Origin of the sequence: Alistipes provencensis (genome assembly GCF_900083545.1) — a bacterium.
Taxonomy (GTDB): domain Bacteria; phylum Bacteroidota; class Bacteroidia; order Bacteroidales; family Rikenellaceae; genus Alistipes; species Alistipes provencensis.
In genome coordinates, this window is record NZ_LT559262.1 from 2192375 (window position 1) to 2217889 (window position 25515).

The 25515-nt window shown below is 60.2% G+C and carries 24 protein-coding genes; 13 read left to right on the top strand and 11 right to left on the bottom strand.

All coding sequences use genetic code 11. The features are described 5' to 3' along the window. Nucleotide 1: 1 nt before the first annotated feature. From BN5935_RS08615 to BN5935_RS08625, 3 genes are all read right to left on the bottom strand, one after another. A complete protein-coding gene (locus BN5935_RS08615; protein WP_064975747.1) occupies nucleotides 2–1831 on the bottom strand; it encodes an ABC transporter ATP-binding protein in 1830 nt (609 codons plus the stop codon). 285 nt (nucleotides 1832–2116) lie between these two features. Then, on the bottom strand, nucleotides 2117–2581 hold the full coding sequence (gene rnhA / locus BN5935_RS08620) for a ribonuclease HI (protein ID WP_064975748.1): 465 nt from the start codon (nucleotides 2579–2581) through the stop codon (nucleotides 2117–2119). Nucleotides 2582–2617: 36 nt separating this feature from the next. After that, the gene (locus BN5935_RS08625; protein WP_064975749.1) at nucleotides 2618–5245 is read right to left on the bottom strand and encodes a valine--tRNA ligase; all 2628 of its coding nucleotides are present in this window, start codon (nucleotides 5243–5245) and stop codon (nucleotides 2618–2620) included. A gap of 113 nt (nucleotides 5246–5358) precedes the next feature. On the opposite strand from BN5935_RS08625, the gene lon reads away from it, so the two are divergent. The 5 genes from lon to BN5935_RS08650 all read left to right on the top strand — a co-directional run bounded on the left by lon (nucleotide 5359) and on the right by BN5935_RS08650 (nucleotide 10705). Then, on the top strand, nucleotides 5359–7788 hold the full coding sequence (gene lon / locus BN5935_RS08630; protein ID WP_064976895.1) for an endopeptidase La: 2430 nt from the start codon (nucleotides 5359–5361) through the stop codon (nucleotides 7786–7788). A 158-nt stretch (nucleotides 7789–7946) separates the two neighbouring features. Continuing rightward, nucleotides 7947–8693, top strand: coding sequence for a 3-deoxy-manno-octulosonate cytidylyltransferase (gene kdsB, locus BN5935_RS08635; protein WP_064975750.1), 747 nt, complete (start codon nucleotides 7947–7949; stop codon nucleotides 8691–8693). A gap of 1 nt (nucleotide 8694) precedes the next feature. Continuing rightward, a complete protein-coding gene (gene kdsA, locus BN5935_RS08640) occupies nucleotides 8695–9447 on the top strand; it encodes a 3-deoxy-8-phosphooctulonate synthase (RefSeq protein ID WP_064975751.1) in 753 nt (250 codons plus the stop codon). Next, the gene (locus tag BN5935_RS08645) at nucleotides 9448–10413 is read left to right on the top strand and encodes a KpsF/GutQ family sugar-phosphate isomerase (protein ID WP_064975752.1); all 966 of its coding nucleotides are present in this window, start codon (nucleotides 9448–9450) and stop codon (nucleotides 10411–10413) included. It abuts the gene before it with no gap. Nucleotides 10414–10420: 7 nt separating this feature from the next. Beyond that, a complete protein-coding gene (locus tag BN5935_RS08650) occupies nucleotides 10421–10705 on the top strand; it encodes a YciI family protein (RefSeq protein ID WP_064975753.1) in 285 nt (94 codons plus the stop codon). A 32-nt stretch (nucleotides 10706–10737) separates the two neighbouring features. On the opposite strand, the gene BN5935_RS08655 is transcribed toward BN5935_RS08650, so the two are convergent. The 3 genes from BN5935_RS08655 to trpS are packed head-to-tail and all read right to left on the bottom strand — an operon-like array spanning nucleotide 10738 to nucleotide 13989. Continuing rightward, entirely contained in the window at nucleotides 10738–11076 is a 339-nt protein-coding gene (locus tag BN5935_RS08655; RefSeq protein ID WP_064975754.1) for a PAS domain-containing protein, read from the bottom strand. A 2-nt stretch (nucleotides 11077–11078) separates the two neighbouring features. Beyond that, a complete protein-coding gene (locus tag BN5935_RS08660) occupies nucleotides 11079–12860 on the bottom strand; it encodes a chloride channel protein (RefSeq protein WP_064975755.1) in 1782 nt (593 codons plus the stop codon). Between the two features lie 4 nt (nucleotides 12861–12864). After that, the gene (gene trpS / locus BN5935_RS08665; RefSeq protein ID WP_064975756.1) at nucleotides 12865–13989 is read right to left on the bottom strand and encodes a tryptophan--tRNA ligase; all 1125 of its coding nucleotides are present in this window, start codon (nucleotides 13987–13989) and stop codon (nucleotides 12865–12867) included. A gap of 207 nt (nucleotides 13990–14196) precedes the next feature. On the opposite strand from trpS, the gene BN5935_RS08670 reads away from it, so the two are divergent. Then, complete coding sequence (locus BN5935_RS08670; RefSeq protein WP_064975757.1) at nucleotides 14197–15096, top strand: hydrogen peroxide-inducible genes activator; 900 nt, start codon at nucleotides 14197–14199, stop codon at nucleotides 15094–15096. A 59-nt stretch (nucleotides 15097–15155) separates the two neighbouring features. On the opposite strand, the gene BN5935_RS08675 is transcribed toward BN5935_RS08670, so the two are convergent. Beyond that, nucleotides 15156–15521, bottom strand: coding sequence for a hypothetical protein (locus BN5935_RS08675; protein WP_235821054.1), 366 nt, complete (start codon nucleotides 15519–15521; stop codon nucleotides 15156–15158). A 330-nt stretch (nucleotides 15522–15851) separates the two neighbouring features. After that, nucleotides 15852–16304 (bottom strand): hypothetical protein, encoded by a 453-nt coding sequence (locus BN5935_RS08680; protein ID WP_235821055.1) that lies wholly within the window; start codon nucleotides 16302–16304, stop codon nucleotides 15852–15854. A 267-nt stretch (nucleotides 16305–16571) separates the two neighbouring features. Between BN5935_RS08680 and rsfS the strand changes: the two genes are divergently transcribed. From rsfS to ahcY, 7 genes are read left to right on the top strand one after another with little or no spacing between them, the layout of a single operon-like run. Further along, nucleotides 16572–16922, top strand: coding sequence for a ribosome silencing factor (gene rsfS / locus BN5935_RS08685; protein ID WP_064975758.1), 351 nt, complete (start codon nucleotides 16572–16574; stop codon nucleotides 16920–16922). Between the two features lie 9 nt (nucleotides 16923–16931). Continuing rightward, nucleotides 16932–19031 (top strand): ATP-dependent zinc metalloprotease FtsH, encoded by a 2100-nt coding sequence (gene ftsH / locus BN5935_RS08690; RefSeq protein ID WP_064975759.1) that lies wholly within the window; start codon nucleotides 16932–16934, stop codon nucleotides 19029–19031. A gap of 48 nt (nucleotides 19032–19079) precedes the next feature. Then, nucleotides 19080–19916 carry a phosphatidate cytidylyltransferase gene (locus tag BN5935_RS08695; RefSeq protein WP_082944073.1) on the top strand — a complete coding sequence of 279 codons (837 nt, stop codon included), beginning with the start codon at nucleotides 19080–19082 and terminating at the stop codon, nucleotides 19914–19916. A 19-nt stretch (nucleotides 19917–19935) separates the two neighbouring features. After that, nucleotides 19936–20619: a phosphatidylserine decarboxylase family protein gene (locus tag BN5935_RS08700; protein ID WP_064975761.1), complete on the top strand. Its 684-nt coding sequence runs from the start codon at nucleotides 19936–19938 to the stop codon at nucleotides 20617–20619. A gap of 4 nt (nucleotides 20620–20623) precedes the next feature. After that, nucleotides 20624–21730, top strand: a complete 1107-nt coding sequence (locus BN5935_RS08705; RefSeq protein ID WP_064975762.1) for an AI-2E family transporter — start codon at nucleotides 20624–20626, stop codon at nucleotides 21728–21730. Then, on the top strand, nucleotides 21730–22095 hold the full coding sequence (locus BN5935_RS08710; RefSeq protein WP_064975763.1) for a riboflavin kinase: 366 nt from the start codon (nucleotides 21730–21732) through the stop codon (nucleotides 22093–22095). The genes BN5935_RS08705 and BN5935_RS08710 overlap by 1 nt, the downstream gene beginning before the upstream one ends. 4 nt (nucleotides 22096–22099) lie before the next feature. Continuing rightward, nucleotides 22100–23509 carry an adenosylhomocysteinase gene (gene ahcY / locus BN5935_RS08715; RefSeq protein WP_064975764.1) on the top strand — a complete coding sequence of 470 codons (1410 nt, stop codon included), beginning with the start codon at nucleotides 22100–22102 and terminating at the stop codon, nucleotides 23507–23509. Between the two features lie 56 nt (nucleotides 23510–23565). Here the strand turns inward: ahcY and BN5935_RS08720 are convergent, their stop codons facing one another. The 3 genes from BN5935_RS08720 to panC all read right to left on the bottom strand — a co-directional run bounded on the left by BN5935_RS08720 (nucleotide 23566) and on the right by panC (nucleotide 25371). Continuing rightward, the gene (locus BN5935_RS08720) at nucleotides 23566–24078 is read right to left on the bottom strand and encodes a DUF456 domain-containing protein (RefSeq protein WP_064975765.1); all 513 of its coding nucleotides are present in this window, start codon (nucleotides 24076–24078) and stop codon (nucleotides 23566–23568) included. Nucleotides 24079–24173: 95 nt separating this feature from the next. Then, nucleotides 24174–24533: an aspartate 1-decarboxylase gene (gene panD, locus BN5935_RS08725; protein WP_064975766.1), complete on the bottom strand. Its 360-nt coding sequence runs from the start codon at nucleotides 24531–24533 to the stop codon at nucleotides 24174–24176. Nucleotide 24534: 1 nt separating this feature from the next. Further along, entirely contained in the window at nucleotides 24535–25371 is an 837-nt protein-coding gene (gene panC / locus BN5935_RS08730) for a pantoate--beta-alanine ligase (protein ID WP_064975767.1), read from the bottom strand. Nucleotides 25372–25515: the final 144 nt, after the last annotated feature.

Consider the following 25515-nt stretch of genomic DNA (forward strand, 5'->3'; position numbering starts at 1 on the left):
ATTAGTCGAAGGACTGCATTTCGATGAGTTTGGCGTAGATGCCGTTGCGCTCCATCAATTCGGCGTGCGTGCCCCGTTCGGCGATGCGGCCGTGGTCCACGACGATGATCTGGTCGGCATTGTGGATGGTCGAGAGGCGGTGGGCGATGACCACCGACGTACGGCCTTTGAGCAGGTTGTTGAGGGCCTCCTGCACGAGTTTCTCGCTCTCGGTGTCGAGCGCCGAGGTGGCCTCGTCGAGGATCAGGATGTCGGGGTTTTTCAGCACCGCGCGGGCGATCGAAAGCCGCTGGCGCTGTCCGCCGGAGAGCTTCACGCCCCGGTCGCCGATGTTCGTTTCGTAACCCTCGGGGCTCTCGCGGATGAAGCAGTCGGCGTTGGCGACCTTAGCCGCTTCGACCACCTCTTCGTGCGTGGCGCCGCGCTTGCCCATGGCGATATTGCCCTCGATGGTGTCGTTGAAAAGCACGGTGTCCTGCGCCACGACGCTCATGTGCCCGCGCACGCTCTCCTGCGTGTAGTCGCGCAGCGAAACGCCGTCGATCAGGATTTCGCCCGACGTGGGGTCGTAGAAGCGGGGCAGCAGTTCGCTCAGGGTCGACTTGCCGCCGCCCGAGGGGCCTACCAGCGCCACGGTCTGCCCGCGGAGTATCTCGAATGAAACGCCGTCGATCACCTCGCGCGAACCGTCGTAGGAGAAGTGCACGTCGCGGAACTCGATCTTCTCCTTCAGCCCCGTCAGTTCCTTGGCGTCGGGGCTGTCCTCGATTTCGGGTTTCGTGTCGATGATCGAGAAGATACGCTCGCCGGCCGCAATGCCTTGGTTGATGTTGGCGAACTGGTCGATAAAGGTGCGCACGGGGCGCGTGATCTGCGAAAAAATAGCCACGAAAGCGATGAATCCGCCGGGATCGAGCGTCCCCTTGGCGACGAGCGAACCGCCGAAGACGAGGATTACGCCCACGGCCGTGATGCCGAGGAATTCGCTCATCGGCGAGGCCAACTGCTGGCGGCGGGCCATCGAGAGGGTCAGCCGTGCGAGGTCGGCGCTGATGGCGTAGTATTTTTGTTTAATGTATTCGACGGCGTTGTAGCTCTTGATGACCTTGATGCCTGCGAGCGATTCGTCGAGCGTGGCGACCATCTCGCCCATGCGCTGCTGGTTGGTGCGGGCCGGGTGGCGGAGTTTCTTGACGATGCTGCCGATGAGCAGCGCCACCACCGGAAGGAACAGCACCGAGAAGACGGCGAGCTCCCACGAGATGGCCACCATCATCACGATGTAACCGACGATGAGGAACGGTTCGCGGAACGACACCTGTAGGGTGTTGGTGATGCAGAACTGCACCACGCCCACGTCGGAGGTGATCTTCGAAATGATGTCGCCCTTGCGCTGGTCCGAAAAGTAGCCCACGTTCATGTCCATCACGCGCGAGAACATCTCGTTGCGCATGCGTTGCAGGGTCCTTGTGCGCATGTTCTCCATGGTCCAAGCGCCCAGATAGCGGAACAGGTTGCTCAGCAGGCTGATGCAGACGGCCACCACGGCCAGCAGCATCAGGACGTTCTGCGTGGAGTATTCTTGGAAAATATGCGAATAGGTGAAGTTGAAAAGCGTGGCCAGATAGTCCTGATTGAACTCCACGGGCGGCAGTTTCTCGACATACTCGAACGAGTAGTTCGCGTCGAACATGGTGTTCAGGATCGGGATGATCAGCATGAACGTCAGCGAGTTGAACAGCGCGTAGAACAGGGAGTAGAAGAAGTAGGGAACCGCGTATTTCTTGATCGGCCGGGCGAAGCCCAACAGCCGCATGTATGTTTTGAACATTCGGGGCGTATGTTTGGTGGTTACGCAATAATCGAAACAAAGATACGAATAAGCCGAGAGAAAAAAGCAAACTCGCTTGCATTTTTTCCGAGGCGGAGTATCTAAGGCAGCGCCAAAGATACGAATAAGCCGAGTGCAATGCAAATTTATTTGCAATTGCCGGGGCGGAGTATCCAAGACGCAGTCAAAGGTAGAAATAATAACCCGAAAAGCGAAACCTGTGTGAAATTTCGGCGAAAGTTCGCGTCCTGCAGACCAAAAAAAACGGAGCGGCGACGTTTCCGTTTACCGCTCCGCAGGTTCATAGCCCGTATCTTCCAGCCAATGCGCCCGGTCGTTGGCCGCCGCGACGGCCAACACGTCGCATCGGTTGTTCTCCACCGTGTCGGCGTGTCCCTTGACCCAGACGAAACGGACGTTGTGACGGTTGTACACGCTGAGGAAGCGCATCCACAGGTCGGGGTTCTTCTTGCCGGCGAACCCCTTGCGCACCCAGCCGAAGACCCAGCCTTTGGTGACGGCGTCGACGACGTATTTCGAGTCGGAGTAGATCACCACGTCCGAACCCTCGAACTTGAGCGTTTCGAGCGCCACGCACACCCCCATCAGCTCCATGCGGTTGTTGGTCGTGAGGCGGAAGCCCTGTGACAGCTCCTTGCGGTGCTGTCCCGAGAGGAGTACCGCGCCGTAACCGCCCGGGCCGGGGTTTCCGAGGGCCGAGCCGTCGGTGTAAATCGTAATTGCCGCCAAATCCGTCGTGAGATAGGTTTGTTCGTGTTTCCCGATTTAACCGAGCGCCGCCAACTGCTCTTTGAGAGCCGCGATCTTGGCTTCGGTGTCGGCCTGCTTGGCACGCTCGTTGGCCACGACCTTCTCGGGCGCCGAGGAGACGAAGCGTTCGTTCGAAAGCTTCTTCATCACCGAGGCGAGGAATCCCTCGTAGTAGGTCAGGTCGTCCGCGAGTTTTTTGCGCTCGGCTTCGGCGTCGATCTTGCCCGCCATCGGCACGAAATACTGTGTCGTCTTGACGATGAACGCCGCGGCCGCCGGGTCCTTCTCCGTCACGGTCTCGATCGCCGCGAGGTTGGCCATCTTGACCAGTATGGGGGCGAACTCCGCAGGGTAGTTCTCGTCGGCGATGACCCGGAGCGTCAGCGCCTCTTTCTGCGGCAGATTCTTCTGGTTGCGGATGTTGCGCACCGAGGTGATAATCTCCTTCGCCAGTTCGAAACGCGCCAGCATCGCGGCGTCCTCGGCCACGGGCTCGGGTTTCTGCGCCACGCAGATCGAGTCGCCCTCGGCGCGGGGCGCGAGGTCCTGCCAGATCTCTTCCGTGACGAACGGCATGAAGGGATGCAGCAGGCGCATCAGGGCGTCGAACCAGCCTTTCGTCGCCTCCATCGTCGGGGCGTCGATCGGCTGCCCGTAGGCGGGTTTCACCATTTCGAGGTAAAGACCGCTGAAATCGTCCCAGAACAGGCGGTAAGCCTCCTTGAACGCCTCCGAAATGCGGTACGACTTGAAATCTTCGGTGATCTGGCGCAGCGAACGGCCCAAAGCCTGCCCGAACCACGCCACGGCCAGCCGGTTGTTCTCTCCCTGCACCGCCGCGGTGTCCACCTGCCAGCCGTTGACGAGGCGGTAGGCGTTCCATATCTTGTTGCCGAAGTTGCGGCCCTGCTCGCACAGCGCCTCGTCGAACATCACGTCGTTGCCGGCCGATGACGAAATGAGCATGGCCATGCGCACGCCGTCGGCGCCGTACTGGGCGATCAGGTCCAGCGGATCGGGCGAATTGCCCAACTGCTTCGACATCTTGCGGCCGATCTTGTCGCGCACGATGCCCGTGAAGTAGACGTTGCCGAAGGGCTTTTCGTGGCGGTATTCGTACCCGGTTATAATCATGCGGGCCACCCAGAAAAAGATGATGTCGGGAGCCGTCACCAAGTCGTTGGTGGGGTAGTAATAGTTGATCTCCTTGTTGTCCGGGAAGCGGATGCCGTCGAAGACCGAAATCGGCCACAGCCACGACGAGAACCATGTGTCCAGCACGTCCTCGTCCTGCCGCAGGTCGGCCATCTGCAACGTCGCGTCGCCCGTCTTCGCGCGGGCTTTCTCCAACGCCTCCTCGGCCGTCAGGGCCACCACGAAGCCGCCTTTGGGGAGGTAGTAGGCCGGGATGCGCTGGCCCCACCACAACTGGCGCGAGATGCACCAGTCCTTGATGTTCTCCATCCAATGGCGGTAGGTGTTCTTGTATTTCTCGGGCACGAAGCGGATCGCGTCCTCCATCACGGCTTTCGTCGCGGGCTCGGCCAGCTCCTGCATCGAGAGGAACCACTGCATCGAGAGCTTGGGCTCGATGGCTACGCCCGTGCGCTCCGAGTAACCCACGTTGTTGGTGTAGTCCTCGGTCTTTTCCAGCAGGCCTGCCGCCGCGAGGTCCTTCTCGATCTGCCGGCGCACGTCGAAACGCTCCTGACCCACATAGAGACCCACCTTGTCGTTCACCGTGCCGTCGTCGTTGAAGATGTCGATGGTCTCCAGTCCGTATTTCTCGCCCAGCATGTAGTCGTTCACGTCGTGCGCCGGAGTCACCTTCAGGGCGCCCGTTCCGAACTCGATGTCGACATACTCGTCGCGGATCACGGGGATCGAACGGCCCACCAGCGGCACGATCACGCGGGCGTCCGCGGCCAGCCACTCATAGCGCGGGTCGTTGGGGTTGACGCACAGCGCCGTGTCGCCCAGTATGGTTTCGGGGCGCGTCGTGGCGACGATGATCGCCTTGTCGGTGCCCTCGACCTTGTAGCGCAGGTAGTAGAGCTTGCCGTGTGACTCCTTGAAGACGACCTCCTCGTCCGACAGGGCCGTCTGCGCCGCGGGGTCCCAGTTGACCATCCGCACGCCGCGGTAGATCTTGCCTTTCTCGTAGAGGTCGCAGAAGACGCGCAGAACGCTCTCCGTGCGGGCCTCGTCCATCGTGAAGCAGGTGCGGTCCCAGTCGCACGAGGCGCCCAGCTTGCGCAACTGCTTGAGGATCACGCCGCCGTATTTCTCCTTCCATTCCCAAGCGTAGCGGAGGAATTCCTCGCGCGTGAGCGACGCCTTTTCGATGCCCTGCTCGTGGAGCATCGCCACCACCTTGGCCTCCGTGGCGATCGACGCGTGGTCCATGCCCGGCACCCAGCAGGCGTTCTTCCCGGACATCCGCGCACGGCGGACGAGTACGTCCTGCAGCGTGTTGTTGAGCATGTGCCCCATGTGGAGCATGCCCGTCACGTTGGGGGGCGGAATGACGATCGTGTAGGGTTCCCGCTGGTCGGGTTCCGAGTGGAAAATCCCCCGGTCGATCCAGTAGTCGTACCACTTGGATTCGATCTGCTGCGGTGCGTATTTGTCGGCGATTTGCATAGCGCGTAGGTTTTACTTTGTTTTCAGGGATGCAAAGTTATTAACATTCTGTCAAAGATAAAATAAAATCCATGAAAAAACGTTACCTTTGCAACATTATATATTTGTATACTATGAGCAAAAAAGATAAGATAGAAACCTTCGAAGTAGACGACGTGAACCTTCTCCCCGAACTGCTCGACGGCAAACACCATGTGATTCCCATCGTGACAGGCGGTGACGAACCCGTGGAGGAGGTCGAGGTTCCGGAGATCATACCCATTCTTACGCTGCGCTCCTCGGTGCTTTTCCCGGGGGCGATAACCCCCATCACGGTAGGCCGCGACAAGAGCATCAACCTCGTCCGCGCGGTGAATGCCGAGGGCGGCATTCTGGGTGCCGTGCTTCAGCGCGAAAGCGACGTCGAGGACCCCGCGCCGGACGACATGTACAAGGTCGGCACCGCGGCGCGCATCATCAAGATTCTGGAGATGCCCAACGGCAACCTGACGGTGATCCTGAACGGTCTGGAAAAGGTCGAGATCACGGAATACATTACCACCGAGCCCTATTTCAAGGCCCGGGTGACGGCCCTGCGCGACTCGACCCCCGACCTGAAGAGCATCGAGTTCGAGGCCCTCGTGGACTCGATCCGCGACGTGGCGCTGAACATCATCAACGTCTCGCCGTCGATGCCCAAGGAGGCGGCCTTCGCCATCAAGAACATCGACTCGAAGCGCGGCATCATCAACTTCATCTGCTCCAATATGGAGCTCACGGACGAAGATCGCCAGTCGCTGCTGGAGGCCCCCGGCCTGCTGGCCCGCGCCCGCAAGCTGCTCGAAATACTCATCCGCGAGCAGCAGTTGGCCGAGCTGAAAAGCCAGATTCAGGAGCGTGTCAAGCAGGAGATCGACAAACAGCAGAGGGACTACTACCTGCAGCAGCAGATGCGCACCATTCAGGACGAGCTGGGCGACGGTGCCGATGCCGACATCGAGAAGATGCGCGAGGCGGCCAAGAAGAAGAACTGGCCCAAGGAGGTCGGCGAAACGTTCGAGAAGGAGTTGCAGAAGGTCGAGCGGCTGAATCCCGCCGTGGCCGAGTACTCGGTGCAGATGACCTACCTGCAACTGTTGCTGGAACTGCCGTGGAACGACACGACGAAGGACAATCTCGACCTGACCTGCGCCCGCGAACAGCTCGACCGCGACCATTTCGGGCTGGACGAGGTGAAGGAGCGCATTCTGGAACATCTGGCCGTCATCAAACTCAAGGGCGACCTCAAGTCGCCGATCCTCTGCCTCTACGGCCCTCCGGGCGTGGGCAAGACCTCGCTGGGTAAGTCGGTCGCCGCGGCGCTCGGCCGCAAGTTCGGCCGCATCTCGCTGGGCGGACTGCACGACGAGTCGGAGATCCGCGGACACCGCCGCACCTACATCGGCGCCATGCCGGGCCGGATCATCCAGACCATCAAGCGGTGCGGATCGTCCAACCCCGTCATCATCCTCGACGAGGTGGACAAGGTGACGGTTTCGAACCACGGCGACCCGTCGAGCGCCCTGCTGGAGGTCCTCGACCCGGAGCAGAACACCACGTTCCACGACAACTACATCGACATGGAGTACGACCTGTCGAAAGTGCTGTTCATCGCCACGGCCAACAACATCGCCAACATCGCCCCGGCGCTGCGCGACCGCATGGAGATGATCAACATCCCCGGCTACCTCGTGGAGGAGAAGGTGCGCATCGCGCTGGACCATCTGCTGCCCAAGCAGCGCGAGGCCCACGGCATCAAGGAGCAGGAGATGACGCTCTCGGCGGAGGTCGTCGAGCAGATCATCTCGGGTTATACGCGCGAATCGGGCGTCCGCTCGCTGGACAAGCTGCTGGCGAAGATCGCCCGTGCCCGCGCCAAGCAGATCGCTTTCGACGAGGCTTTTGCACCCGAAGTTTCGGCCAAGGAGGTCGAGAAGATCCTCGGCATGCCCAAGTTCCTGCGCGAAGAGTACGAGGTGGGCGGCATGACGGGCGTCGTGACGGGTCTGGCATGGACCGAGGTCGGCGGCGACATCCTCTACATCGAGTCGGTGCTGACGCCCGGCAAGGGCAAGGTGAGCCTTACGGGTAATCTGGGCGATGTGATGAAGGAGTCGGCCACGATCGCCCACGAGTGGGTGATGGCCCACCACAAGGAGCTGGGCATCGACCCGGAGATGTTCGAGAAGAACGATATCAACATCCACGTTCCGGAGGGCGCCATTCCGAAGGACGGCCCGTCGGCCGGTATCACGATGGTCACCTCGATCGTCTCGACCTATACGGGCCGCAAGGTCAAGGAGCGCATCGCCATGACGGGCGAGACGACCCTCCGCGGACGGGTGATGCCCGTGGGCGGCGTGAAGGAGAAAATACTGGCCGCCAAGCGCGCCGGCATCACCGAGCTGATCCTCTCGGAGGAGAACCGCAAGGACATCGCCGAGATCAAGGAGGACTACATCGCCGGGCTGACGTTCCACTATGTTCGTACGAACAGTGATGTATTGGCGTTAGCTTTATTGTGATAAACCGCCCCTTGCGGCACATCCCTTATCCGTGGCGAACGGGAAATACGGCTTGTATGTCCCGTCCGCTCCGGATTTCACGATGCCCCACAATCGGCGGCTTCTGACAATAAAGGAGTTCCGTTTGTTTTTGTGCGAAAAAAAGGTATTTTTACACTATGAAATTTATCGCGATAATTCCGGCGCGTTATGCGTCCACCCGTTTCCCCGGGAAGCCGCTGGCCATGCTGGGCGGAAAACCCGTCATAGAGCGGGTTTACGAGCAGGTGGCCGGGGTGTTGGACGATGCCGTGGTGGCTACCGACGACGAGCGTATCTACGACGCCGTGCGGGCCTTCGGGGGGCGGGTCGAAATGACCTCCCCGGAGCACCGGAGCGGCACCGACCGCTGCTGGGAAGCCTATTGCAAGCAGGGTAAGGAGTACGACGTGGTGGTGAACGTGCAGGGCGACGAACCCTTTATCCAACCCTCGCAACTGGAGGCCGTGAAACGGTGCTTCGACGACCCGGCGACCGACATCGCCACGCTCGTGAAACCCTTTACGGAGGCCGACGGACTGGCCGCCCTCGAAAATCCCAACTCCCCCAAGGTGGTCCTCGACGCACAGTCGCGGGCCATCTATTTTTCCCGTTCGGTGATCCCTTACCTGCGGGGCGTGGAGCGTGCGGAGTGGCTTGCGCGGCATACGTTCTACAAGCATATCGGGCTTTACGCCTTCCGCGCCGACGTGCTGCGGGCGGTGACGGCCCTGCCGCAGTCGACGCTCGAAAAGGCCGAGTCGCTGGAACAATTGCGCTGGCTGGAGAACGGCTACAAAATAGGTGTGGGCATTTCGGAGGTCGAGACCATCGGTATCGACACCCCCGAGGATCTGGAGAAAGCGGAAGCCTTTTTAATTAAATAGTATGGCAATGAAATTTATCGCAGGTCCGTGTGTGATCGAATCGGCCGAACTGCTGGACACGGTGGCCGAACGGCTGGTGGCTATCAACCGGGCGCTCGGCACCGACATCATCTTCAAGGCGTCGTTCGACAAGGCCAACCGCACGTCGATTGCGTCGTTCCGCGGCCCGGGGCTCGAAAAAGGTTTGCAGATGCTTGCCGACGTGCGGACGAAATGGGGGCTGAAGCTCCTCACGGACATTCACGAACCGGCGCAGGCCGCGCCCGTGGGCGAGGTGGTCGACGTGATTCAGATTCCGGCTTTCCTCTGCCGCCAGACCGATCTGGTGGTCGCCGCGGCGAAGACCGGCAGGACGGTGAACATCAAGAAGGCCCAGTTCCTGTCGGGTCCCGATATGCAATATCCCTACGAAAAGGCCCGCGAGGCCGGAGCCTCCGACATCTGGCTCACCGAGCGCGGCAACTCGTTCGGCTACAACAATCTGGTCGTCGATTTCCGCAATATTCCCGACATGCTGAAAATCGCCCCTACGGTCGTCATGGACTGCACCCACTCGGTGCAGCGTCCCGGTGCGGCCGGCGGCAAGACGGGCGGCAACCGGGAGTTCGTGCCCGCCATGGCCCGTGCGGCCAAGGCGTTCGGAGCCAACGGCTTCTTCTTCGAGGTGCACCCCGATCCCGACAAGGGACTGAGCGATGCCGCGAACATGTTGGCTCTCAATGATCTGGAAGCGTTAATTAAATCCCTGCTGTAAATGACCGATACAACAAAGGCGCAGATTCTCGCGGTGGCCCGCAAGGCGATCCATACGGAGATGCTGACGCTCAAGCATTTGGAAGAGACTTTGGGCGACGAGTTCGCCACGGCCGTGGAGATGATCCTCGAAAGCCGCGGCAAGTGTATCATCACGGGCATGGGCAAGTCGGGCCTCGTGGGGCGCAAGATCGCCGCGACGCTCGCCTCGACCGGCACCCCGAGCTTTTTCCTCCACCCCGGGGAGGCTTTCCACGGCGATCTGGGCATGATCTCGAAGGAGGATATCGTGGTGGCGCTCTCCTATTCGGGCGAGACGGACGAGATTCTGAAAATCGTCCCCTTCATCCACTCCAACGGCAACAGGATCGTTTCGATGACCGGGAATCCCGAGTCGGCGCTGGCCAAGAATTCCGACGTGCATCTGGATGTCGGGGTCCGCGAAGAGGCCTGCATCCTGCATCTCGCACCCACCTCGTCGACCACGGCCCAGATCGCCATGGGCGATGCGCTGGCTGTGTCGCTGATGCAGATGCGGGGTTTCACGAGCGTCGATTTCGCGCGCCTGCACCCGGGCGGAAGCCTCGGGCGGCGCCTGCTGATGACCGTGGGCAACGTCATGCGCGACCACGACCTGCCGGTCGTGGCACCCGACTGCCCGGCGGCGGAGATGATCCACGCCATTTCGAAGGGCGGGCTGGGGCTGATCGTGATCTGCGACGGCGACCGCATCGAGGGCATCGTCACCGACGGCGACGTGCGCCGCGCGATGGAGCGTCTGCGCGGGGAGTTCTTCAACATCAAGGCCGCCGACATCGCCACGCGCAACCCCAAGACCATCTCACCGGATGAGAAGCTGATCGAAGCCGAGAAGATGATGACCCGCAACAAGGTCACTTCGCTGCTCGTGACGGACGCTGCCGGGAAGTTGTCCGGAGTGATTCAGATTTACGACATCAAACTGTAACATCTTTATGTTCATCGTCCGACTCACCTACAAGAAGCCGCTTGCCGAGGTGGAGCGGCACCTCGCGGCGCATCGTGAATACCTCGACCGGCACTATGCCGACGGGGCGTTCCTCTGCTCGGGGCCGCAGAATCCCCGCTCGGGAGGCATCATCCTCTGCCGTGCTGCGGACCGCGCGGCCGTCGAGGCCCTGACGTGCGACGATCCGTTCCGCATCCACGGCGTCGCCGACTACGAGATCGTCGAATTTTCGCCGACGAAATACCTGCCCGGATTCGAGGCGTTTCTGTAAGACGAAAGGAGGCTTTGAAAAACCTCCTTTTTTTATTTCCGGATGTAGTGCGGCATCTCGGGCGGTATCTCCATCGATATCTCCACCAGCCCGCGGACCTCGCCGTGCTCCTTCCACGCCGTCTGGTAGATCATCTTGCGCTTGCCCTGCTTTTCGATCGTATAGGCGTTCGTGCCGCCCGTCGCAAGCAGTTCGCGGATGATTCCGCACGAACGTTCGCTGTGGCAGCCGAACAGGTTCCGGCCGATCAGGTCGCCGTGTTTGGCGTAGGTGGCCCGCGCCTTTTCGTTCATGTAGAGGATCGTGCCCTCGGTGTCGCACACCGTGACGGCGCAGCCGGTCTCCTCGGCCCAAGGGAAGGTGTTTTCCATTATTATTGCTGGATTTTTACTAATTGTTCGCGGTAGGCGTTCAGTATGCGCGACTTGGAGATGAAGCCGATGTAACGCCCCTGCTTGTCCACGACGGGCAGCATCCATGTGTGCTTGTCGTCGAATTTCTCCATGACGCTCAGGATCGACTCGTGTTCGATGATCTTGTCCGGGGGCGGGATCATGTAGTCCGAGATCGGCCGGCCGTAGCGCTCGTGCTTGAACATGTCTTCGCGCAGGTCGTCGAGCTGCACCACGCCGATCAGGCGTCCGAAGTTGTCGATCACGGGGAAGATGTTGCGGCGCGCCGTCGAGATGATGTGCACGATGTCGCCCAGCGTCATGTTCTCCCGGATGCGCAGGAAATCGGTCTCCATCAGCTCCTCGAGTTTCAGGAAGACGAACACCGACTGGTCCTTGTCATGGGTCAGCAGTTCGCCGTTCAGACGCAGTTGCTTGGTGTAGATCGAATCGGGGTCGAGGTAGTAGCCCACGGCGAACGAGATGCAGGCCGTAATCATCAGCGGGATGAAGAGCCCGTAGCCGTTCGAGAGTTCGGCGATGAGGAAGATCGACGTCAGGGGGGCTTTCATCACCCCCGACATGACGCCCGCCATGCCCACGAGCGTGAACGAGACGATCGAGACCTCCCATCCGAACAGCGTGTTGCAGATGAGCGCCAGCGAAGCGCCCGTGAAGGCCCCGACGAACAGCGACGGGGCGAACGTTCCGCCCACGCCGCCCGCGGCATTGGTCGAGGCCATGGCGATGACCTTGAAGAACATCGTGGCGATGACGAAGAGGATGATGACCCAGTCGATGTCGCGGAAGCGGTAGAAGAGCGAGTTGTTGAACAGCTCCTGCGCGTTGCCGTGCATGAGCGAGGTGAAACCCTCGTAACCCTCGCCGTACAACGGCGGGAAGATGAAGATCAGCACGCCGAGGATCACGCCGCCCCACAGCCACTTTTTGTACTGCTTGTCGATGCCCTTGAAGAAATTCCCCACGCGGGAGTTCATCGAGGTGAAATACCACGACATCAGTCCGCTCAGCACGCCGAGCAGGATGAAGAGCGGTATCTGCCACAGTTCGAACGCATCGGCCGGAGCCAGCGTAATGGCCAGAATCGGGTCGAAGCCGCGCAGCATGAAGGCCATCGTCGTGGCGGTGATCGAGGCGATCAGCAGCGGGATGACCGACCCGGCGGTGATGTCGAGCATCAGGATCTCCAGCACGAAGACCACGCCCGTGATCGGGGCCTTGAAGATCGCCGCGAGGGCGGCTCCCGCGCCGCAGCACAGCAGCAGCGTCGTGTGTTTGTAGTTAAGACGCGCCAGCCGTCCGACGTTCGAGCCGATGGCGGCCCCCGTCAGCACGATCGGGGCCTCGGGGCCCACCGATCCGCCGAATCCGATGGTCGTGGCGCCGCCCACGACCGAGGTCCAGCAGTTGTGGCGGGCGATGCGCGAGTTGCGGCTCGACATGGCGTACAGCACGCGCGTCACGCCTTCGGAGATGTTGTCGCGGACGATGTATTTGACGAACAGCGTCGCCAGAATGATGCCGACGGCGGGGTAGATCAACAGCAGAAAATGGGCGCTGTCCACCGGGAACCAACTGATGAGCCCCTGTTTGATGAAGTGGAGCAGGATTTCGAAGAGGTAGGTCCCCAGACCGGCGAGCACACCGACCACCACGGCCAGCAGCATCATGATCTGCTGGTTCGACAGCCTCCGGGTCAGCCGGAGGAATTCGAGGTAGATGCGGTCGGTGCGGAAGGACATCGTTCTACTGGTTCTGAGCGAAATGCTCGGACTGTCCGGCGATCAGTTCCTTGTCGTCGAAATAGTTGATTTTCATGGCGGCGCGGACCTCTGCGAGGGTCTCGGCAGCCGCGGCGCGGGCCTTCTCCGAGCCTTCGCGCAGGATGTCGTACACCTCGCCGATGCGGGCCTCGTAGTAGTGGCGGCGTTCGCGGATCGGGTCGAGCATCTCGTTGAGGATGGCGATCAGCAGCCGTTTCACCTTCACGTCGCCCAGTCCGCCGCGGCGGTAGTGCGCTTTCAATTCATCGAGCGAAGCGTATTCGGGCAGGTATTTCGCAAAGTGTTCGGGGCGGCTGAAGGCGTCGAGGTAGGTGAAGACCGTGTTGCCCTCGACTTTGCCCGGGTCCTCCACGCGCAGGTGGTCGGGGTCGGTGTACATGCCCATCACCTTCTTTTTCACCTCGTCGGCCGTGTCCGAAAGGTAGATGCAGTTGTTGAGCGACTTGGACATCTTGGCTTTGCCGTCGGTTCCCGGCAGGCGCATGCAGGCGGCGTTGTCGGGCAGCAGGATTTCGGGTTCGACGAGCGTCTGGCCGTAGACCGAGTTGAACTTGTGGACGATCTCGCGCGTCTGCTCGATCATCGGCTCCTGATCCTCACCCACGGGTACGGTCGTGGCCTTGAAGGCCGTGATGTCCGACGCCTGCGAGATGGGGTAGGTGAAGAACCCGACGGGGATGCCCTGACGCTGCGTGGTGTCGCCCTCGGCAGCCCCCTCGGCGAATCCGCGCAGGGCGATCTCGGCCTTCACGGTCGGGTTGCGCTGGAGACGCTGCACGGTGACGAGGTTCATGTAGTAGAACGCCAGCTCGCACAGTTCGGGGACCTGCGACTGGATGAAGAGCGTCGACTGCGCGGGGTCGAGACCTACCGAAAGGTAGTCCAGCGCGACCTCGATGATGTTCTGGCGCACCTTTTCCGGATTGTCGGCGTTGTCGGTGAGCGCCTGTGCATCGGCGATCATGATGAATATCTTGTCGAATTCCCCCGAGTTCTGCAATTCGACGCGGCGGCGCAGCGAACCTACGAAGTGACCCAAGTGGAGACGACCCGTGGGACGGTCGCCTGTGAGGATGATTTTTGCCATATTTTTAGAGAAAGTACATTTCGCGGGCGAAGATACGAAAAAGAACTGACGACGCCAAAACCGAATTGCATCCGGTGCGGCAAAACTTTCCGGCTTCCTAAAAGAGTCGTTACGACCCCGAAGATACGAAAAACTATGCGGCAATGCGAAAAAGTTGTCGGGTATAGATTTTTTTTATATCTTCGCTTTCTCAAATAGACGCCTGCTATGACGATAATCCAACTTGAGTATCTGTTGGCCGTGGCCAACTGCGGCAGTTTCTCGCTGGCCGCCGAACATTGTTTTGTGACGCAACCCTCCCTGAGCATGCAGGTTAAGTCGCTCGAGGAGGAGTTGGGCGTGGTGCTGCTTGACCGTTCGAAAAAGCCCGTCATCCCCACCGAGGCGGGCGAGGTGGTGCTGGAGCAGGCGCGCGAGACGATCAAGGCCTACAACTACATCCGCGAGGCTGTCGCGGAGCTGAAAGGGGAGACGGCGGGCAAACTGCGGCTGGGGGTCATCCCGACCATCGCGCCCTATTTGCTGCACAAGTTCATCCCCGCTTTCGTGCGCGACTACCCGAAGGTGGAGCTGGAGATTTCCGAGATGATTACGTCGGACATTGTCGAGGCGCTCAAGCGCGACCGCATCGACGCGGCGCTGGTGGCCAGCGGCACCTGCGGGGAGGGCATCCTCGAACAGGAGCTCTTCAACGACCGCTTTTACGCTTATGTGTCGCCTGAAAACCCGCTCTACGAACGGCAGAACATCCGCATCGAGGACATCGACCTGAAAGACCTCGTGATTCTGAGCCCCGGCAACTGTATGCGCGACCAGATCATCGAGCTGTGTCAGGCGCGCCGCAACATGCCCTCGCGCTACTCGTTCGAATCGGGGTCGCTCGACACGCTGATGCGTATCGTCGACTGCACGGCCTGCCTGACGATCGTCCCTGAAATGGCTCTCGAATACATCCCCGCAGATCGCCGCGACCGTCTGAAAACCCTCTCCAAAGGGGCCACGTCGCGTAAAATAGCCGTCGCCGTGCGCCGCACCTACGTCAAGAACTCGATCATCCGGGCCCTGACCGAAACCATTCTGGCCAATGTCCCGGGTGCGAAAGCATAGCCTCCGCAATCCTGAAAGAACGCGCCCGGCAGTCTTCCTGCCGGGCGTGCTGTTTTATCTTATTCGGGGATTTCCATTTTCGTCGCCGTTCCTTTCCAGTCGGCGGCGACCGAACTGCCGTCGGAGAGCGTCACGGAGAGTTTGACGGTGAATTTATCACCATCCTTGGTGACGATGAGCGTTCCGCCCGTGACCGTGGGGCCTTGGGTGATGGAGCCGTCGGTCGTGTCTATTTTACCGTCGGCGTATGTGATATGGATTTCGGAATTTTTGGAGATAGCAGAAATCTGAACAACGGAATTTTTGTCGAGGGGTTTGGTCAGGTCGAAGGTCTTGCCGAGGAGCGAATGCTGCATCGTGAAAACAACGGCGAAATCGGGGTCGTCTTCGATGTCTATCACGGTGTCATTAGTCAGGAAGAGCATAAGCGCCCCTTCGCCGAATGCCTCGGCATCTTCGGCATAGAATGCGCCTTTGACGGTTTCGGTCTGACCGTTGACGGTTATCTTACCGGAATACCCCCCCCCTTGTCGTCCTTGTCGTCGCAGGAGGTAGCAGCCAATGCAAGTGCACCGGCCATGCAGAACATGAAGATTTTTTTCATAACATTTGCAATTAAGTGAGTAAGTGTGTTCCCAAATATAGCGATAAAAACGAAATCGGCAACAAAAAGATTGGAAAATCAGCACATTGCCTGTGAAAAAGTTCGCCCGGCGGGAAAACTGCCGGGCGCAATGTTTCGTATCGGACATCCCTTACCCGGGTATCTCCACTTTCGTCGCCGTTCCTTCCCAGTCGGCGGAGATGTATTGTCCGTCGGAAAGCGTCACGGAGAGTTTGACGGCGAACCGGTCGCCGTTTTTGGTGACGGAGAGCGAGCCGTGCGAGATCTTTTCGGAGATCGGGTCTTCGTCGTAGTCGATCGTAATGCGTTCGCCGCCGTTTTTGGCTGTGATGAAAAGATAGGGCCACGGGAGTGTGTTCCGGTCGAGGGGTTCGGAGAGGTCGATGGTCTTGCCCCAGAACGATTCCGACATGTCGATGCCGATGTAAAAATCGGGTTCCTCCTCCGGAGGCGTCGTGAATTCCGTCGGGAAAAGCCCGAGTTCGAATGCCGCCTCGTCTTCGGCGTCGGCAGGCTCTTCCGCATAGATCGCGCTTTTGACCTCGTATATTTGGCCGTTGACGGTGATCGTTTGTACGGTCACTACTTGTTCGTCCTACTTGCAGGACGCTGCCGCCAGTGCGAGTGCGCCGGCCAGACAGAGCATGAAGATTTTTCGCATAAAATGAAAATGGGTTAGTTGGAGTGTTCTCAAAAGTAGTGATAAAAACGAAATCGGCAACAGAAAGGGCGAAATAATGAATCGCCTCCGGAACAATATGCCCGACGGCGTGTGATTTTTGGGCGGTTGCTTTCAAATCTCATTCTCTTTTCGTACCTTTGCAAGGTTATAGACTCCTATTGCATATTTATGGATAAACTGATCGAAACGATCGTCAGCGCGATTGAAGATAAAAAGGGTAAGAATATTGTATCGTTGGACCTCTCGGGATTCGACGGGGCGATCTGTTCGCATTTCATCGTCTGCAACGCAGACTCCACGACGCAGGTGTGCGCCATTGCCGCCGAGGTCGAGGAGCAGGTGTTCCAAAAGTTGGGCGAAAAGGTCTGGCGCATCGAAGGCCAGCAGAACGGCGTGTGGGTGGCCATGGACTATGTGGATGTCGTGGTCCACATCTTCCAGACCGAACTGCGCAGCTTCTACAAGCTCGAGGAGCTGTGGGCCGACGCGCCGATGGTGAAGTACGAATACGAAGAGTAGAACGCAATTATGGCACAGAAACGAAAGAACAACAATAAAATGAACATGAACATGCCGCGGCCTTCGATGCTGTGGATCTACGGGCTGATCGGCGCGTTCATCATCGGCTGGTACGTCTTCGGCGACGTCAACGACACGCCCCTGCCCAGCGACTGGACCACCGTCCAGCAGATGGTCGAGAAGGGCGACGTGGAGAAGATTCAGGTCGTCAACCGGGATCAGGCGCAGGTCTTCCTGAAGAAGGATGCCGCCGAGAAATACCGCAGCGACTCGGTGGACAAGCGGTTCCGCCGCCTGCCCGAAACGGGCGTGCAACTGATCTTCACCATCGGGTCGGTCGATTCGTTCCGCGAGGACCTGAAGGCCGCCGAGGAGACCTCGGGACAGGTCGTTCCGGTGATCTATGAGAACAAGGCCAACGACTGGACCTCGATCCTGCTCAACCTGCTTCCGTGGGTGGTCATCATCGGGGCATGGTTCTTCGTCATGCGCTCCATGTCGCGCGGTGCCGGCGCCGGAGGCGGCGGGGGCATCATGAACGTGGGCAAGGCCAAGGCGCAGGTATTCGACAAGGACAACGCCAAGCGCGTGACTTTCAAGGATGTGGCAGGTCTGGAGGAGGCCAAGGTCGAGATCATGGAGATCGTCGACTTCCTCAAGAAGGCCGACAAATACAAGGAACTGGGCGCCAAAATCCCCAAGGGCGCACTGCTGGTAGGCCCTCCGGGAACCGGCAAGACCCTGCTGGCCAAGGCCGTTGCGGGCGAAGCCAATGTGCCGTTCCTTTCGATTTCGGGTTCGGATTTCGTGGAGATGTTCGTCGGCGTGGGTGCCTCGCGTGTGAGAGACCTCTTCGAGCAGGCCAAGCAGAAGGCCCCGTGCATCGTCTTCATCGACGAGATCGACGCCATCGGCCGCGCCCGCGGCAAGAACGCCGGGTTCTCGGGCAACGACGAGCGCGAAAATACGCTGAACCAGTTGCTGACGGAGATGGACGGCTTCCAGACCAACACGGGCGTGATCGTCCTTGCGGCCACGAACCGCGCCGACATCCTCGACAAGGCGCTGATGCGCGCCGGGCGTTTCGACCGCCAGATCGAGGTGGGGCTGCCCGACGTGAAGGAGCGCGAGGAGATTTTCAACGTCCACCTGCGTCCGCTGAAGCTCGATCCGCAGTTGGACCGTTCGTTCCTTGCGCGCCAGACCCCCGGTTTCTCGGGTGCCGACATCGCCAACGTCTGCAACGAGGCCGCGCTGATCGCCGCCCGTCACAACAAGAAATTCATCTCGAAAGAGGACTTCCTCGCCGCCATCGACCGCATCGTGGGCGGCTTGGAGCGCAAGAATAAGATCATCACCGACGAGGAGAAGCGCGTGATCGCCTTCCACGAGGCCGGGCACGCCACGGTGAGCTGGATTCTGGAGAACGCCAGCCCGCTCATCAAGGTGACGATCATCCCGCGCGGCAAGGCGCTGGGCGCCGCATGGTATCTGCCCGAGGAGCGCCAGATCACCACGCGCGAACAGATGATGGACGAACTGGCCGCCACGCTCGGCGGCCGCGTGTCGGAGCAGTTGACCTTCGGGCAGGTTTCGACGGGCGCCCTGAACGATCTGGAGCGCGTCACCAAGCAGGCTTACGCCATGGTGGCTTACTACGGCATGAGCGAGAACGTCGGAACGCTCTCCTACTACGACTCCACGGGGCAGAGCGACATGGCATTCACCAAGCCCTATTCGGAGCAGACGGCCCAGCAGATCGACTCCGAGGCCAAGCGGGTGATCGAGCAGGCCTACAAGATGGCCGAGCAGGTGCTGCGCGAGCATGCCGACGGCCTGAAGGAGCTGGCCGAGTTGCTGCTCTCCCGCGAGGTGGTCTTCACGGAGGATGTCGAGCGCATCTTCGGCAAGCGCAAGAAGGACATCGAGCGCGAACGCAGGGAGGCCGAGGCGAAAGCCAAGGCCGAGGGCGGCAAACCCGCCGGGGAGGAACCCGGGAGCGGGAAGCAGGCCGCCGCGGTCGCCGATCCTTCGGCCAAACCCGATAAGTCCGAAACGGCCGAACCGGCTCCCGTAGCCCCGGCCGTCGCCTCACCCGAAACCAAATAAATTCCCGTCGAAACCCTACTACACCCTTAAAAATCGATGAGTGAAAAAATGAAAAACCTCTGGGTGCGCACGCTGAGCGGGGTTATCCTCGCCGCGGTGGTGCTCGGGGCCGTTATCTGGTCGCAGTGGAGTTTCGGCCTGCTGCTGGCGGCGTTGCTCGCGGTCGGCATGTCGGAGTTTTACACGCTGGCCGAAAAGCAGGGCAGCAAGCCCCAGCGGGTCGTGGGACTGGTCACCGGACTGGTGCTTTTCGCACTCAACTTCGCCTTTATTTCGGACGATATCGAGATACTCGGAAGCGCCCGGCAGACATTTGCCTGCGGACTGGCTTTCCTGCTTCTGCTGCTGCCCGCGATGTTCATCTGCGAACTCTACCGCCGGCACGGGAATCCCGCCGCCAACATCGGCACGACCCTTATGGGCGTGGTCTATGTGGCGATGCCCCTCTCGGTGATGTGCTATATCCCGATGATTGGAGGCGATAGCTGGAACCCTTGGGTGATGCTCTTCTACATCTTCATCATCTGGGGCAACGACGTCTTCGCCTATCTGGTGGGTATGTCCATCGGCCGTCACCGGCTGTTCGAGCGCCTTTCGCCCAAAAAGTCGTGGGAGGGATTCTTCGGCGGCATCGTCGGGGCCGTCGCTATGGGGCTCGTCGCAGCCCGGGTGCTGGACGGCGGCTATGCGGCATGGGCCGGACTGGCGCTGGTCGCGGCGGTTTCGGGCGTGCTGGGCGATCTGGTGGAGTCGCTGTTCAAGCGCGCCGCGGACGTGAAGGATTCCGGGTCGCTGATCCCCGGCCATGGCGGAGTGCTGGACCGCTTCGACGCCATGCTGCTGTCGGCGCCCTTCGTCTTCGTCTATATGCTTTTTGTGATGTAACTGCAAACTTCAAACATTTATGAGAATCAATAAGGAAGGATATAAGATCATCGGCATTTCGGGAGTTGTCTGCGTACTCCTGTGGTGGCTGTTCTATCACATGCTGGTCCATGACGCGAATGTCTCGCTGCTGTGGTTCAGCGCCGTCGTGCTGCTGCTGTTCTGGTTCTTCATCGTGGCGTTCTTCCGCGAACCCCGCCGGGTGCGCATCCACGACGCCGATCTGGTCTTCGCTCCCTGCGACGGCCGCGTGGTCGTGACGGAGGTCGTCTCCGAGAACGAGTATCTCAAGGAGGAGATGCTGCAGATTTCGATCTTCATGTCCATCACCAACGTCCACATGAACTGGGTTCCCGTGGGCGGCGAGGTGGAGTATTTCAAATACCATCCGGGGCGTTTTCTGGTGGCTTGGCACCCCAAATCCTCGACCGAGAACGAACGCACGACGACTGTGGTGCGGATGCCCTCGGGGCAGAAGGTGCTCTTCCGCCAGATCGCGGGGCTGATCGCCCGGCGCATCATCTCGTACATGACCGTCGGTCATCAGGTCGAGCAGAACAGCGTCTGCGGATTCATCAAGTTCGGCTCGCGTGTCGACGTGCTCGTCCCCAAGGACAGCGAACTGCTGGTGGAGATCGGCGATCCCACGGTGGGTTCGCAGACCCCGATCGCCCGGCTGCGCAAGAACCTCGAAAACGCATAGGACGATGAAGGCGACGCCCCAGACTTTCCTGCGGTTCATCGCGGGCGCGGCGATCGCTGCGGTCGTGCTCTTTCTGGTCTGGTATTTCTCGTCGATCGTCGTCTACATCCTCGTTTCGGCCGTGCTGGCCGTCATGGGTCGCCCGCTGGTCAAGCGTCTCGCGGGGCTGCATGTCAAAGGGTGGCGGGTGCCGCGCTGGCTGGCCGCACTGGTGACCCTCGTGGTGATCTGGGCCGTGGCGGCCACGCTCTGCTCGCTGTTCGTGCCGCTGGTCTTCAACAAGATAAACCAATTCGCGCATGTCGATTTCGCCGCGGTCGTGGGGAGCATCGGCGAACCCATCGCCCGGATGCAGCACGACCTGCAAACGCTCTTTTCCCTGCCCGAAAGCACCTTCTCGCTCTCGGACGAGCTGACGCTGGCGCTCAAACAAATTATCGACATCAATTCGCTCAATACGATCTTCTCGTCGGTCATCAACCTCGTGCTTTCGTCGGTGATCGCCATCTTCTCCATCTCGTTCATCACGTTCTTCTTCCTCAAGGAAGAGGGGCTGTTCTATGCGATGGTCACGGCGGTCTTCCCGGAACACTACCACGACAATATCACCCGGGCGCTGGATTCGGTGACGGTGCTGCTGGCGCGCTATTTCACGGGCATTCTCTCGGAGAGCCTGCTGCTGACGATCGCCGTGTCGCTGGTGATGATGGCCTTCGGGATGAAGGCCGCCGACGCCGCGTTCATCGGTCTCATCATGGGCGTGATGAACGTCGTGCCCTATGCCGGGCCGCTGATCGGCGGCATCGTCTCGGTATTCGTGGGCATCGTCTCGCCGATCGAGGGAATGAGCGTGGGACATACGGCTTTCATCATTATCGGGTCGCTGCTGATTCTGAAGGGCATGGACGATTTCATCCTCCAGCCGACGCTCTATTCGGCGCGCGTGAAGGCCCATCCGCTTGAGATTTTCATCGTGATACTGATCGCCGGGTCGCTGGCCGGGATTCTGGGCATGCTGCTGGCCATTCCGTCCTACACGGTGCTGCGCGTCTTTGCCAAGGAGTTCTTCTCGCAGTTCCGGCTGGTGCGTAAACTGACTGAAAAAATCTGATGGAACGGATTCTGATCGAAGGCGTAGTGGAGCACGGACGCCGGTTGGGACGTGAGCTGGGTTTTCCGACGGCCAATCTGGCCGTTCCGGAGACGGTCACGGCCGCCGACGGGGTCTACCGTTCGCGGGCCGAGGTCGGGGGACGGACTTACGACGCCATGTCGAATCTGGGGAGCAACCCTTCGGTCGGAGGTACCGAACGGCGTCTGGAGACCCATATTTTCGATTTCGAAGGCGTACTGTACGGCCGACTGCTGCGCGTCGAACTGCTCGAAAAAATCCGCGACGAGCGCAAATTCGCTTCGATCGAGGAGCTTCGGGCGCAGATCGAACGGGACAAGGAATATATTTTAAAAAACAGATAGGAATATGTATTTGGATTTGACACTTCCCTACAAGGTCGCCGATATGTCGCTGGCCGAGTGGGGCCGCAAGGAGATCGAGATTTCCGAGCATGAAATGCCGGGCCTGATGGCCGTGCGCCGCAAATACGGCCCCCGGAAACCGCTGAAAGGCGTGCGGGTGATGGGTTCGCTGCACATGACCATCCAGACGGCCGTGCTGATTGAAACCCTCGTGGAGCTGGGCGCCGACGTGCGCTGGTGCTCGTGCAACATCTTCTCGACGCAGGACCACGCGGCAGCGGCCATCGCCGCCACGGGCGTTCCGGTCTTTGCGTGGAAGGGCGAGACACTGCCCGAATACTGGTGGTGTACAGCTATGGCGCTTTCGTTCCCCGGCGGCAAGGGTCCGCAACTGATCGTGGACGACGGCGGCGACGCCACACTGCTGATCCACAAGGGCTATAAGGCCGAGAACGACGCCTCGACGCTCGATTACGAACCCTCGTCCTACGAGGAGGAGGTGATCCTCGACACGCTGAAACGGATTCTCGCCGAGGACCCCGAAAAGTGGCACCGCACGGTAGCCGAGTGGAAGGGCGTGAGCGAGGAGACCACCACGGGCGTACACCGCCTCTACCAGATGATGGAAGCGGGCGAACTGCTCGTTCCGGCCATCAACGTCAACGATTCGTGCACCAAGTCGAAGTTCGACAACCTCTACGGCTGCCGCGAATCGCTGGCCGACGGCATCAAGCGCGCCACGGACGTGATGATCGCCGGCAAGGTGGTGGTCGTGTGCGGTTACGGCGACGTGGGCAAGGGCTGCGCCCGTTCGATGCGCTCCTACGGCGCCCGGGTGATCGTTACGGAGATCGACCCCATCTGCGCCTTGCAGGCCGCGATGGAGGGCTTCGAGGTGAAGACCGTGGAGAGTGCGCTCGCCGAGGGCAACATCTACGTCACCTGCACCGGCAACTGCGACATCATCACGCTGGAGCACATGGAGAAGATGCGCGATCAGGCCATTGTCTGCAACATCGGGCACTTCGACAACGAGATACAGATGGCGCGCCTCGAGAAATCGGCGGCCGTGCGGATGAACATCAAACCGCAGGTCGACAAGTTCACCTTTCCCGACGGACATTCGATCTTCATTCTGGCCGAAGGCCGTCTGGTGAATCTCGGATGCGCCACGGGACACCCCTCGTTCGTGATGTCCAACTCCTTCACCAACCAGTGCCTCGCGCAGATGGAGCTGTGGCAGGAGAATCTCGAAATCGGTGTTTACCGCATTCCGAAGCATCTCGACGAGGAGGTCGCGCGCCTGCATCTGGACAATCTGGGTGTCGAACTGACGCATCTGACCCCCAAGCAGGCCGACTATATCGGGGTTCCCGAGGAGGGGCCCTACAAAGCCGACCACTACCGCTATTGATGCGTTACGGATAGTGAAAAAGGCCCCGGTTCTCGAACCGGGGCCTTTTCGTATTCTTAGAAAGTCGCTGCGAACCAGCCCTTCAGAGCGGGCCATGTGTCGGCCGCGACGTGGATCAGCATGCCCACCGAAGCGGCGATCTTGATCCCCGTGCCGACGATGAACGAGAGGAACGACCCGAATCCTATGAGAAATGCCTTCGGCACGTCGCCGCGGTCGTTGAGCAGTTCGCCCAGCACGGCGCCCAGAAAGGGGCCGAGGAGGATGCCCACCGGCGGGAAAAGGAAGAATCCCGCGAAGACGCCCACCGTGGCGCCGATGGCTCCCGCGCGCGAACCGCCGAACCGCCGGGTCATCCATGCCGGCAGGAAATAGTCGGCGATGCTTACGGCGACGGTCACCCCGAGCCAGAGCCACAGCGCCGAGGCGCTCATCTGGGAGTAGGAGGTGAAATAGGCGCACAGCAGGCCCGCATAGCTCAGCACCACGCCCGGCAGGGCGGGCACGATGCAGCCGATGATGCCCAGTATCGAGAGCACGAAAGCGAACAGGGAGAGCGTAATGTCCATCGAAAGCTGCTTAATAATCGCAAATATAACTTAAATATGAAAAAATCTCCCTTTTTCGGGGAGATTTTGTACTTTGTCGGGCCGGCCTGCGGATGTTACTCGACGAGCCGGTTGGTCGCCGTGTCGGGGAAGATGACCCACGGACGGAACTGCTTGGCGTCCTCGAAATCCATCAGCGCGTAGGAGGCGATGATGATGACGTCGCCCACCTGCACCTTGCGCGCCGCAGCCCCGTTGAGGCAGATCGAGCCGCTGCCGCGCTCGCCCTTGATGATGTAGGTTTCGAAACGCTCTCCGTTGTCGATGTCCATGATCTGGACCTTCTCGCCTTCGATCATGTTGGCGGCTTCCATGAGCGCCTCGTCGATGGTGATGCTCCCCACGTAGTTCAGGTCGGCCTGTGTGACCGTTACGCGGTGAATCTTCGATTTGATGACTTCAATCTGGAATTTCATTTTATCGGATTCGGATGTTGTCGATTAAACGAATGTCTCCCGCCTGTACGGCGATACAGCCCTGAATGCGCTCCGAGGCCTCCCATGCCGGAACCTCCTGCATCGTCAGCGCATCGACCGACTGGTAGTAAATCACATTGAGCAGCGGATCGCTCTCTATTTCAGCCTTGACCCATGCCTTCAGCTCCGCGGGCGTCAGCTCGTGGGACTTCTCCACGGCCCGGCGCAGCACGGCGTAAATGTGCGGCGCGGCGGCACGGTGGGGTGCGTCGAGCAACTGGTTGCGCGAGGAGAGCGCCAGCCCGTCTTCGCCGCGGACGATCGGGCACTCCACGATCTCGACCGGCAGTTTCAACTGGGCCACCATCGCCTTGATGACGGCGATCTGTTGGAAATCCTTCTCCCCGAAGTAGGCGCGCGCCGGGCGCACGATGTCGAACAGGCGGCTTACGACCTGCGCCACGCCGTTGAAATGGCCGGGACGCGTCGCGCCCTCCATCACCTTGTCGATCTGCCCGAAATCGAAAATCCGGGTATCCTCTTCGGGATAGATCTCTTCGACCGACGGCATCAGCACCAAATCCGCTCCGGCCTCCTCCAGCAGTTTCCGGTCTGCCTCGGGGGTGCGGGGGTAGTGGCAGAGGTCGTTCTTGTCGTTGAACTGCGTGGGATTGACGAAAACGCTCACGACGACCGTGGCGTTCTCTTTCCGCGCACGCTCGACGAGCGAACGGTGCCCCGCATGCAGGGCGCCCATCGTGGGGACGAAGCCGATGCCCGACTGCTCCGTCCGGTCCAACTCGGAGCGAAGCTCCTTGACGCTTGTAAATACTTTCATCTCTTTTGAAACGAGTTGCGGGGCAAAGGTAGAAATTCCATCAGACATAACGAAGGAAAATCGTAAAAAATAGTTCGGCGGCGTTTCGAAAAGGCGGTGGCGCGGAACGACAGCCGTTCCGCGCCACCTTTATTGCGACTGTTT